Origin of the sequence: Cytobacillus oceanisediminis, assembly GCF_004366035.1 — a bacterium.
GTDB lineage: Bacteria > Bacillota > Bacilli > Bacillales > Cytobacillaceae > Cytobacillus > Cytobacillus oceanisediminis_C.
Map to the genome: position 1 here is coordinate 236452 of NZ_SOEE01000004.1, position 12628 is coordinate 249079.

The window sequence follows — 12628 nt, forward strand, 5'->3', positions numbered from 1 at the left end:
AGACAGAGGGGGAGCAGGGTTGTTTTTAAAAAGGCTTGATGTTATTGGATTTAAGTCATTTGCTGAGCGGATAACGGTTGATTTTGTTCCTGGCGTTACGGCAGTTGTAGGTCCAAATGGAAGCGGAAAAAGCAATATAACAGATGCCATACGCTGGGTATTGGGTGAACAATCAGCTAAGTCCCTTCGCGGCGCGAAAATGGAGGATGTCATTTTTGCGGGCAGTGATTCCCGGAGAGCGCAGAATTTTGCTGAGGTGACACTGACCCTTGATAACGGCGATCAGGGTCTGCCGATCGAATACAGTGAAGTCAGTGTTACAAGAAGGGTCTACCGATCTGGAGACAGTGAATACCTAATCAATAAGCAAACATGCAGATTAAAAGATATAGTAGATTTATTTATGGATTCAGGCCTTGGCAGAGAAGCTTTTTCAATAATAAGTCAGGGCAGGGTAGAGGAAATACTAAACAGCAAAGCTGAAGAACGCCGGACGATATTCGAAGAAGCGGCTGGTGTGCTTAAATATAAGACAAGAAAGAAGAAAGCGGAAGGCAAACTTTCTGAAACCCAGGATAATTTAAACAGGGTGAATGATATTCTACATGAACTCGAAAGCCAGGTAGAGCCTTTAAAAATTCAGGCTTCGATTGCGAAAGATTATCTGCAGCAGAAGGAAGAGCTTGAGAAAATAGAAGTTGCCCTTACAGTTTATGAGATAGAGGAACTGCATTCAAAATGGGAGCAGCTCTCACGTCAGCTTGAACAGCATACAGAAGATGAAATGAAGTTATCGGCAATTATCCAGAACAAAGAAGCCAAAATGGAAGAATTAAAGGATCATATTGCCGCAATCGACGAATCAGTAAATGATTTGCAGGACGTCCTCCTTCATGCCAGTGAAGAGCTAGAAAAACTGGAAGGCAGAAAAGAAGTCCTAAAAGAGCGAAAAAAAAATGCCAGCCAGAATAAAGACCAGCTTCATCGAAACATGGAAGAACTTTCCATGAAAATAACTGAGTTAAAAGAGCAAGAAGAAAAGCAGTCGGCTCTTAAGGGGAAAGTAAAAACAGAAGCAGTTAAGCTTCAGAAAGCATTAAAGGAAAAGCAGGATCAGCTCAAACTCTTCAGTGAAAATACGGAAGAAAAAATTGAATCGCTGAAAAGTGATTATATTGAAGTGCTGAATAGCCAGGCGGCTTCAAGAAACGAACTGCAGAATATTGATCAGCAGCTGAACCAGCAGGGGCAGCGCAGTTCTAAACTTGAAATGGATAACGAAAAGTATATTGCCGACCGCATGAAAAACGAAGAGAAAAAACAAAAGATACAATCAGACCTTGAAAACCTGCAAAATGAATTAGAGAGTCAGGTACATGTGTTCCGCCATGAAGACCGCAAGCTTGAATCATTAAAGAGTAATTATCAAAAGCAGGAAAAAACATTGTATCAGGCTTATCAGTATTTGCAGCAGGCAAAGTCCAGGCAGGAAATGCTTGAAGAAATGGAAGAAGACTTTTCGGGCTTTTTCCAAGGGGTAAAGGAAGTATTGAAAGCAAGAGGCAGCAAGCTGCAGGGAATTGAAGGAGCGGTAGCGGAATTAATTCAGGTGCCGAAAGAGTACGAAACGGCGATTGAAACTGCTCTTGGCGGTGCCATGCAGCATATCATCGTACAGAATGAGCAGGATGGAAGAAGTGCCATCCAATTCCTGAAAAAGAATTCATACGGCAGAGCCACTTTCCTGCCATTGAGTGTAGTGAAGGGGAAGAAGCTTAACCCTGGACAATTGCACTCGGTTCAAGTTCACCCTGCCTTTATTGGTGAAGCGGCTTCACTGATCCAGTTTGACGGGAGGTTCCAGCCCGCAATTGAAAACCTGCTTGGCAATGTTGTTATTGCCCGGGATCTTAAAGGAGCTAATGAACTGGCGAAGCTGCTTCAATACCGTGTGAGACTCGTTACAATTGATGGGGATGTGGTGAATCCCGGAGGATCAATGACAGGAGGAGCTGTAAAACAGAAAAGCACTTCAATTCTTTCACGTAAAGGTGAACTTGAAGAGCTGAAATCCCGAATTGTGGATATGGAATCCAAAACAGCTAATCTTGAAAAACAAGTGAAACTGCAAAAAAACGAAATCCAAAAACAGGAAACACGAATTGAACAGCTTAGAAAAACGGGTGAAGAGCTTCGTTTGATGGAACAGAAGGTGAAGGGAGACCTTCTGGAAGTAGAGTTTGAGGAGAAAAGCATTAATGAGCGCCTATCTCTTTATGATATGGACAAGGCACAGTTTTCGGAAGATAGAGAAAGACTGCTGATCAGAAAGAGTGAGCTGGCAGATCTATTGGAGCAGCAGCAAAAACAAATAGCTGATCTTGATTATGAAATTAAAGCATTAACAGAAAGAAAAAACACCCAGCAGACGTCAAAGGAAACTGTGGCATCTGAAATAAATGAGCTGAAAATCAGCTTCGCTTCCAAGAGTGAGCAGCTGAATCATGCGGAGGACAAGCTAGCCGCAATAAATTCAGAGCTTGCTGTTAACAGGGAAAAGCTGAAGACAGTAAAAGAAGATTTAGAACTGCTCTCATCCGAAATGACGAATAGCTCTTCAGGTGAGCAGCATCTGGAAGAGGCGGCACAGCAAAAATTAAAGGAAAAGAATGAAACGCTTGAATTAATTGTGTCAAGAAGGGATGAGCGATTAAAGCTCCAAACATCTTTAGAGGACCTGGAACTGGAGGCAAAAGAATTAAAACGCCAGCATAAGGGTCTGGTAGAAGTTTTGAAAGATGAGGAAGTTAAGCAGAACCGGCTGGATGTTGAGCTGGAAAATAGGCTGAATCATTTAAGGGAAGAATATCTGCTGTCTTTTGAAGGTGCTAAAGAGGAATATCCGCTGCAGATTGAGATTGATGAAGCACGAAAAAAAGTAAAGCTCATAAAGCTGGCAATCGAAGAGCTTGGGGCTGTGAACCTCGGAGCAATCGAAGAATATGACAGAGTATCTGAACGATATGAATTCCTGCTTGAACAAAAAACAGACCTTCAGGAAGCAAAAGATACGTTATTCCAGGTTATCGATGAAATGGATGTTGAAATGAAAAGGCGATTTGAAGAAACGTTCGAAGGGATCCGTTTTCACTTTGAGTCGGTTTTCCAATCCTTATTCGGCGGCGGCAGAGCCGATTTACGATTGACCCAGCCTGATGATTTATTGAATACAGGTGTGGAAATTGTCGCACAGCCTCCAGGCAAGAAACTGCAGAACCTCGGATTATTATCTGGTGGAGAAAGGGCACTTACAGCAATTGCATTGCTATTTTCCATTTTGAAAGTCCGTCCTGTTCCATTCTGTATCCTTGATGAAGTAGAGGCAGCTTTAGATGAAGCAAACGTGCAAAGGTTCAGCCAATACTTAAAGAGATACAGCGACGAAACACAGTTCATCGTTATCACCCACAGAAAAGGAACAATGGAAGAAGCGGATGTCTTATACGGTGTAACCATGCAGGAATCCGGTGTTTCCAAACTGGTATCTGTACGTCTGGAAGAAACCAGGGAATTAATTACTCAATAGCAGCTTTAATGCGGGACAGCTTACAACACTGTTCCGCACTTATACATATTGCTTTTATAAGGAAGTGAAAACATGAGTTTCTTTAAAAAACTAAAAGAAAAAATCACCATGCAGACAGATAGTGTTACTGAAAAGTTTAAAGACGGATTAACCAAAACGCGCGATAATTTTTCAAATAAGGTAAATGACCTTGTTTCCAGGTACCGTAAAGTGGATGAGGAATTTTTTGAGGAACTGGAAGAAATCTTAATTGGGGCGGATGTTGGATTTGACACTGTTATGGAATTGGTCGAAGAGCTGAGAAGGGAAGTAAAGCGCAAGAATATTCAGGATCCTCGCGATGTGCAGGCTGTCATCTCAGAGAAGCTTGTAGAAATTTATGACAGCGCAGGCGAAACCTCCACAGAATTAAATATTCAGACTGAGGGACTAACTGTTATCCTATTTGTTGGTGTAAACGGAGTCGGTAAAACGACGACGATCGGAAAACTTGCCCATAAGTTCAAAAATGAAGGAAAAAGTGTCCTGCTTGCTGCAGGGGATACCTTCCGTGCAGGAGCTATTGAACAGCTTGAGGTTTGGGGAGAACGTGTCGGCGTTGATGTCATTAAGCAGGGAGCTGGCTCTGACCCTGCGGCTGTCATGTATGATGCCGTTCAAGCTGCCAAGTCCCGCAATGCTGATATTTTAATCTGTGACACTGCGGGACGCCTGCAGAATAAAGTCAATCTGATGAAAGAATTGGAGAAAGTAAAGCGTGTAATAGAAAGGGAAGTACCGGGGGCCCCGCATGAAGTATTGCTAGTACTTGACGCTACCACTGGACAAAATGCCATGATTCAGGCTAAGACCTTCAAGGAAGCCACTGATGTTTCTGGTATAGTTCTTACAAAACTGGATGGAACTGCAAAGGGCGGCATCGTTCTTGCAATCAGAAATGAACTTGAAATCCCGGTGAAATTTGTAGGTTTAGGAGAAAAAATGGATGACCTGCAGGAATTCAATGCAGAACAGTATGTCTATGGACTCTTTGCCGACATAGTCGAAAAAGAAGCAGAAGAAGAAGAGGAAGAATAACAATTGATACACAGCCGGAGAGCGAGTTCTCCGGCTGTTTTTTATGAAATTTAAAATATGTAAAAATAGTTTGAAAATTATATTTTTTAGTGTAAAATTACACTATGTTAATAAATGTCTTTCAAATTAGGTCTGGCAAACTAATTAAATAATTATCAGCAGGAACTTTTTGTCAGCCGGCTGCGTCTATACTATGGAAGAAGTCATCAGGCTGGCAATAATTTATAGTTATAAAGACTGCCTAAAAAAACATAAGGCTGATACTTAAGATTTTTAATGGGGGAGATTGGGTTGCACGGAAAATTAAAAGTGATCATTATGGCTATATTCTGCTTTGTGTTAATGTTTCATCCATTCCAGACAGCAGAAGCTGCCAGCACAGACATCAAAGTTTCTCTGGATGAGGGCTTTGGCGGAAAAGTGAAAAGAGGAGAAGGCTTTCCTCTGCGGATTAAGATGGAAAATACAGGAGAGGCATTTAGCGGGGATTTGCTGATAAGTTACCATCCATCCTACAATACGAGCGGTACGGTTACTGTAAAAGTAGAGCTTCCTGCCGGAACAGCTAAGGAATACCTGGTTTCCATCCCTGGCATGACAGAGGACCACCCTTCCATGTATCAGAACATTCCATTGCTGACTCTTTATGCAGGAGATTGGAAAGACGGAAAAAAGGTTAGTTTTAAAGGCGAAAATACTTTAAAGCCGAAATTTATCGATATGGCAACTGAAGTAATTGGTGTTCTCAGTGAAAACTATGACCGTGTAAAAGAATTGAGGACTCTTCCTTCAAAAACGATGATTGAACTCAGTAAGGAAGATTTGCCGGATGAAGCGACAGGATTGGAAACACTCGATTATTTGCTGATTGATGAATACAAGATGTCCCAGCTTAGTGACAGACAACAACATGCTATAAGGGACTGGGTTTACAACGGTGGAGCATTGATTGCCGGAGGCGGACCTGATGCAAGCGGTGCCTATGGAGAGCTATATTCTTTGCTGCCAATGAAATCTGAAAACGAGGCAGCCGGTGCAGTAAAATTCCTCCAGGCAGCTAAGGGCGAGGAGCCGGATTTTAAAGAACTCAACTTCTTTACTGGTCCAATTGATACCGGTGCTGAAGTTATTGCTGAAAGCGGGGATCTTCCAGCAGCAGTGAAAAAGGAGTATGGAAGCGGGACGATCCTGCAGACAGCTTTTTCACTGGGAGATGAGCCTTTTTCTTCATGGGAGGGATACGACACATGGTTTGCAGACTTTATTAATCAGGCATCAGGTGCCGGCATTGGAACCAGTACATATTCTCAGGATTACCTGGACCAGCTGTATTGGGAATTTGCAGAAGTGAATGAATTCTTTCCTGCATCCAATTTTTCAATTGGGCAGCTTATTGGGCTTTTTGCCGGTTATATTATTCTGATAGTGCCTGTTCTTTATTTTGTATTAAGGAAGCTTGATAAACGGGAGCATTCCTGGTGGATCATTCCTTCCATCGCCATACTAATGGGTGCAGCGGTCTTTGGAATGGGGGCAAAAGATAGAATTTCTCAGCCGCAGCTGAACCAGATGGGGATATATAAAGTGAATAACAATCTGCTTACCGGATATCAGGCTTCAACCCTGCTTTCAAATAAAAGCGGCGGATATACCCTCTCAATCCCCAAAGGTGAATTTAATGCAGTGGTTTATTCAAACAATTCCACTTCATCTGATCCCCTTAGAGGAGGAATCATGGCTGAAAAGGTGAAAAACAATGAGATTATTTTTCCTGAGGTAGAATATTGGTCGTCCAAAACGATTTACGGAAAGGCCCAGACAGAAATCAATGGGAAGTTTAAAGCGGACCTCACCCTTAAGGAAAAAAGATTAACTGGAACAATCAAAAACGAGAGTGAGTATAATTTTGAAGAATTATATATTTGGTCAGGCAATGAAGCAATCAAATTAGGGCCAATCAATAAAGATGAGACAATTAAAGTGGATAAAACCATAAAGCAAACCCTGCTGAGCAGACCATATGGAGGAACTTTAAACGGGGCATACCCTGCCAATGGTCAAAATGATATAAATAGATTAAGAAGAGAAAAGCTTGAATACGCCTCCACTACATTTCTGCTTGGGGATGTTGCTCAGCCAGTCCTTGCGGGTATAACAAAAGAATCAATTATTGATGTAGCCATGATAGGGAAGAAGGAAAAACAGAATAACACAAATATGATCCTTCAGCCATTTGAGGCCATAAATGAGTTCTCCGGATCCTTTACACTGAAAGATGGAATGATGGCAGCTGATTGGAATGTGATTCAGGGCCAGATTTATGAAAAAGGCATGGGCAGCACGAATGCAGAAATGATGCTGGAAGACGGAGAATATGAATATATTCTCAGCCTTCCAAAGCAGCTAAAAGAGAAAACATATAGATTAGAAGAAATTTCGGTAAGGATCAATAGCCAAAACGTACTGTATTCGATAAAAAACCATAAAACTGGTGAGTGGCTGCCGATTGAACCGGATCAAAGGAGCATAAAGCTGACAAGTAAAGATGACTTAACCCAGTTTATTTCAAAAGAAGGCCGTTTTATTATAAAGCTGAATAAATCGGCTCAGGGAGATCCTTTCGTTCAATTGCCGGCTGTTACGATCAAAGGGGAGGTGGCAAAATGATCGAAATTATGGATTTATCGAAAAGATACGGAAAATTTACAGCACTTGATTCTTTAAATTTAAATATAGAAAAAGGCAGTGTATTTGGTTTTGTCGGACAGAATGGTGCAGGAAAATCCACAACATTCTCCATTTTGGCAACCCTACTTGCCCCCACTTCGGGCTCTGCTTACGTAAACGGGTATGATGTTCAAAAGGATTCAAAGCTCGTGAGAAAGCAGATAGGTTATATGCCGGATTTCTTCGGGGTTTATGACCAGCTTAAGGCTGATGAATATCTGCACTTCTACGGTGCGAGTTACGGCATACCATTCGCAGAACGTGAGAAGCTGATTCCGCAGCTTCTCGACTTAGTCAACTTGTCAAATAAAAGAGAGTCATATGTAGACCTATTATCAAGAGGCATGAAACAGCGTCTCTGTCTGGCCAGGTGCCTTATCCATGATCCTGAAGTGCTGATTCTGGATGAACCTGCATCAGGACTTGACCCAAGAGCAAGGGTTGAAATGAGGGAAATATTAAAAGAATTGAAAAGCATGGGCAAAACGATTTTAATATCCTCACATATACTGCCTGAACTTGCAGAAATGTGCGATACCATCGGCATTATTGACCAGGGAAAACTGGTGGCTCAGGGGTCTGTTGCTGATATTCAGTCACAGCTGAGGGGAGAAAGGCTGATCATTGTAAAAGTTCATGGAAGTTCAGAAAAGGCAGTTTCTTTCTTTGAGGATGATCCTAATATCTTCAAATTGGCTTTACTGGAAGACGGAGCATCTTTTCAATTTATTTATAAAGGGACCGCTGAAGAACAAACTGAACTGCTGAAAAGAGCCATTTTAAATAATTTAGCGATCACCAGCTTTGCTGAAGCAGAAACTGATCTGGAAGATGTTTTTATGGAAATTACAAAGGGAGTTGAGCTGACATGAAGAATTTAGTCGTAAATCCTGTTCTGAATAAAGAGTTTAAGCTCCGCTTCCGCAGCTTTAAAAGCTACCTGGGGGTACTCTTTTACCTCTTGGCATTAGGGCTTATCATTGTTGGTTTTATCTTTATAGAATCATTGTCAAATAACATGCAGGGCTTTTTTAAGCCTGATCAGAGCAGAACAATGTTTATGGTTTTATCTATATTGCAGCTTGGCTTAATTCTGTTTATTACTCCCGGTTTAACAGCTGGGGTTATCAGCAGTGAAAGAGAAAGGCAGACCTTAAATATCATGCTCACGACGACCCAAAGCTCTTCAAGCATTATATTAAGCAAGCTGATCTCTTCCATTTCATATTTGATTTTGCTTATTGCGGCAAGTCTGCCTCTTTATAGCTTTGTGTTTTTATTTGGAGGCATTTCCCCAGGTCAGCTGCTTACAACAATGGGATTTTATTTATTTACCATCCTGGTTTATGGAAGCCTCGGGGTCTTATTTTCAACGCTCATTAGAAAAACAATTGTCTCGATGGTTACTACCTATGGGGTTACTTTATTTCTAGCAGGAGGAACGGCATTCCTGACTTTGATCTTTATGCAATTAACCAATGCATATGGCTATTCAGGGACTCAGCCAACAAATCCTCTTGCATATTTCCCGGCTATGCTCAACCCGGTCATTATACTGATGAGCACCTTTGAGCCGGAAATGACCAATGAAATTACCAGATCAACAGGCATTGAATTTCCTTTATGGATTTCATACTTAATTTCGTACACATTGATTTTCATTGGAGCTATTCTGCTGAGCATAAAAAAACTCCGTCCCAATATGAAAAAGGGCTAGTATTTATTCGGGCAAATCCCTGAAAACGGGATTGCCCGTAAATTTTAATAAGGGAATGATATCGGTGGAAAACCGCAATCAATATCTTAGACTTTTAAAACCGGTAAAAAGACAGCTCCTATTTCAGCTGATAGTTAAGGAATTCCAGGTGTTCCTTTTATCAGCTGCTGTCTTGGCCTTTTTTCTTATGATGGCAGCAAGATTTTTGGTTATCCCATTTCTGCAAAACTATCTCTTCTTGATTTTATTTCTGTCTGCTCTTTATACAGCTTTTCGAATTTTGAAGAAGCGTCCTGACTTGATCCAGGCTGCCTCACTGTATAACACGTTTGTAGCGGAAGACAGGGTCATTACAGCCCATTCTTTCCTGCACGATGATGGCATTCTTGCAAGATTGCAGCTGGCAGATGCAGTAAAGCATATGAAAAAGGTGCATCATCTTGTTTTAGGCAGGAAGAAAACTTTCATTCTTCCCAAACCTTTTCTAATGTTTTTGCCCTTTCTTGGTTTGGCTGTGCTCTTATACATGATTCCCGGCGAAAAAATGGAATTGGCGCTAAAACAGGAGAAGGAAATCAAGATAGTTGAAGAGGCTAAAGAGAAACTTGAGAAAAAAGCTGAGAAAGAAAAGAATCCTGAAGTGAAAAAAGCATTAGAAGAAGCACAAGACAAGATTGCAGAAAAAAAGTCAGCTGAGGAAGCTTTGAAGGAATTAGAGAAGCAAACAAAAAGCTTAGAATTAAAAGCAATTAAAGAAAAAGAAAAATCAATAGCCCTGGAAAAGGTTAAAAATAATCTTGATAAGAGCGGGTTAGAACAATTAAGCCGAATGCTGAAAGAAAAAGATCTGGTTTCCTTTAGGGAAGAGTTGTCAAGGCTTGATAAGCAGAGGAAGGAACTTAATAAAGATCAAAGAAATGCCTTGAAGGAGCTTACTGGCAGTGATGCACAGTTGTCTAAAGAAGAGCTGTCAAGTCTCCTGGATCAGCTCGAAAAGGCATCGCAATCAGAAGAGCTTTTAAAACAGCTGGCTGCAGCACAAGAAGCTCTGCAGAGTTCAGGGGTTTCATTACAGCAGCAAATGGCTGCGAATGGAATGCCGCCGGGACAGCTCGCGTTTTCGCCGCCTGGCAAGCCAGGCAGTTCAGGAAACGCCTCCAATACTCCTCAGCAGGGGCAGCAGAATAATTCAAATCAGCAAAATAATCAAAATCAAGCCGGCAATAGCTCAAACAGCAGCAATGGCAGCGGATCGGGTTCAGGCAACGGCTCAGGAAATGGAACGGGCTCAGGAAATGGTTCGGGATCTGGTACCGGGGCTGGCTCAGGGAATGGGTCGGGCGGCGGTCTTGGAGGAGGTGCCGGGCTCGGACAGGGATCCAGGGATCTGCTCACCATTCCATCTGGCATGGAAGGGAAGACGAATATTGAAAATGACAGCGGCAGCCTTGGACAGGGAAGTCCAGGAGAGCAGCTTGAAGGGGAAGGTCCTGTTTTAAAAGGGAATATCAGACCGTACAGTGAAGTTTTTGGGAATTATGAAAAAGCATACAGACAAAGTACCGACCGGTATAAGCTTCCGGCTGATTTAGAGGAAATCGTTAAAAATTATTTTACTAGTATAGATCCTGACAAGGAGTGACTGTGATGTCGGTAATACAGGAAAAAGAACAGCAATTCGCACAAGCAGCAGATATTATAGCAAGAGTAAAAGATGAAATTCAATTATTTATAGTCGGCCAGGAAGAAGTGGTCGAACATGTACTATGGAGCATATTCTCAGGAGGGCATGTTTTGCTTGAAGGTTTGCCAGGGCTGGGTAAAACTATGCTGATTAAAACCATTGCTGAAGTACTTGATCTTAAATTTTCACGCATTCAATTCACCCCTGATATTATGCCATCCGATATAACTGGAACCATGCTGCTTCAGCCTGATGAGGCTGGCAGGCAAACATTCAGTTTTCATAAAGGACCCATTTTTGCCAACATCATCCTTGCAGATGAAATTAACAGGGCAACACCAAAAACACAAAGTGCCCTGCTCGAGGCAATGGGAGAAAAAACGGTCACTATTATGGGCGAAACCAAAAAGATGGAAAAGCCATTTTTTGTACTCGCAACTCAAAACCCAATTGATATGGAAGGGACTTATCCCCTGCCGGAAGCACAAACGGACCGGTTTTTATGCAAGGTGAATGTTGTGTATCCGACGAAAGAAGAATTAAAAGAAATTGCCCGGAGGACTACGGGGACGCAAAAAATCCATATAAATAAAGCTGCTGGATTGAAGGATGTCATTGCTCTACAGGAGCTTTCGAGAGAAATTCTCCTATCAGATGAAATCCTGGATTATGCCGTTTGGATGATCACTGCCACGCACCCGGATTCAGAGGGGGCACCAGAAACAGTGAAAAAGCACGTCCAATATGGCAGCGGTCCACGCGGCCTTCAGAGTCTGATAAGTATGGCAAAAGCAAGAGCCATGTGCTCCGGTCGATTCCATGTATCAATAGGAGACATTAAAAACGTTGCCTTTCCGGTTTTGCGGCATCGTCTTATTTTGAACTTTGAGGGAGAGGCAGCGGGTATTTCAGCGGATTCGATTATTGAAGCTATGTTAAACGAAACTTCCTGGGGAGCTAAGAGCTGATGAACATCCATCATGCTTTTCTTGGAAAGCTTCAAAAACGAAAGATTGCTGCAAAGACAAGGAAAAGAGGATTTCATTCAGGCTCCAGGCAATCCCATAAATTCGGATCTTCCATGGAATTCTCTGATTTCAGGGCCTATCAGCCTGGTGACGATATTAGACAAATAGATTGGAATGTCTATGGCAGAACACAAAAACATTATATCAAACGCTTCCTGGATGAGCAGGAGCTTTCTATTGCAGTTTACCTGGATGCAACGTCATCAATGACAAAAATCCAGCAGAAATGGGAATATGCCAAAGCGCTGGCATCAGCTTTGAGCTTTATGGTGCTTTCAAGTGAAGACCGGCTTTTCTTTTCAGCTGTTTCTTCTGCAGGAGTACAGCCTATCAAGAGGAAAGGCTCTGTTTACAGCAGGCGAACGTTCATGGAAATCCAAAAAATTGAACCTGCAGCTCTGTCCACAAACTTTCTGGGCTGTCTGAAAGAAACTCTTTCTAAACATCAGCAGCTTGCGGTATTAATAGCGGATGGCTTTGAGCCTCTCCAGGAATGGGAAAACCTTTTTAGGAAGCTCAGGGGGTTAAAACAGGAGTTCTGGCTATTTCAGGTGCAGGCAGATGAAGAACTGACTCCTGCATATTCTGGAGATATAAAGTTGATTGATAGTGAGATAGGGACTGCAGTAAATGTCAGCATGAGCCCTTCCGTATTAGCTGAATATGAAAAGCGCCTAAAAGAACATAATGAACAGCTTGAGACTTTATGCAAACGGTATGGCGGCCAGTATATCTATGCCCCGGAAACAAGAGATCTTCAGACCGTTCTTTTCAGGGATCTGTTTGCGAAGGGGCTGGTCAGGTGAGGA

Annotated in this window: 8 protein-coding genes; all 8 read left to right on the forward strand. The window is 42.1% G+C overall.

Translation table 11 applies throughout. From position 1 onward, the window contains the following. Nucleotides 1–19 precede the first annotated feature (19 nt). Nucleotides 20–3586: a chromosome segregation protein SMC gene (smc, locus tag DFO72_RS11995; RefSeq protein ID WP_113881913.1), complete on the forward strand. Its 3567-nt coding sequence runs from the start codon at nt 20–22 to the stop codon at nt 3584–3586. Between the two features lie 72 nt (nt 3587–3658). Next, nucleotides 3659–4663, forward strand: a complete 1005-nt coding sequence (gene ftsY, locus DFO72_RS12000; RefSeq protein WP_113881914.1) for a signal recognition particle-docking protein FtsY — start codon at nt 3659–3661, stop codon at nt 4661–4663. Nucleotides 4664–4954: 291 nt separating this feature from the next. Then, nucleotides 4955–7330 carry a hypothetical protein gene (locus tag DFO72_RS12005; RefSeq protein WP_113881915.1) on the forward strand — a complete coding sequence of 792 codons (2376 nt, stop codon included), beginning with the start codon at nt 4955–4957 and terminating at the stop codon, nt 7328–7330. Then, nucleotides 7327–8262: an ABC transporter ATP-binding protein gene (locus DFO72_RS12010; RefSeq protein ID WP_009330794.1), complete on the forward strand. Its 936-nt coding sequence runs from the start codon at nt 7327–7329 to the stop codon at nt 8260–8262. Before DFO72_RS12005 ends, DFO72_RS12010 begins: the two co-directional genes overlap by 4 nt. Beyond that, the gene (locus DFO72_RS12015) at nt 8259–9107 is read left to right on the forward strand and encodes an ABC transporter permease (protein ID WP_113881916.1); all 849 of its coding nucleotides are present in this window, start codon (nt 8259–8261) and stop codon (nt 9105–9107) included. The genes DFO72_RS12010 and DFO72_RS12015 overlap by 4 nt, the downstream gene beginning before the upstream one ends. Before the next feature lie 55 nt (nt 9108–9162). Next, nucleotides 9163–10749 (forward strand): hypothetical protein, encoded by a 1587-nt coding sequence (locus DFO72_RS12020; protein WP_243856137.1) that lies wholly within the window; start codon nt 9163–9165, stop codon nt 10747–10749. Nucleotides 10750–10754: 5 nt separating this feature from the next. After that, the gene (locus DFO72_RS12025) at nt 10755–11759 is read left to right on the forward strand and encodes an AAA family ATPase (protein ID WP_113881918.1); all 1005 of its coding nucleotides are present in this window, start codon (nt 10755–10757) and stop codon (nt 11757–11759) included. After that, entirely contained in the window at nt 11759–12625 is an 867-nt protein-coding gene (locus DFO72_RS12030; protein WP_113881919.1) for a DUF58 domain-containing protein, read from the forward strand. Before DFO72_RS12025 ends, DFO72_RS12030 begins: the two co-directional genes overlap by 1 nt. Nucleotides 12626–12628: the final 3 nt, after the last annotated feature.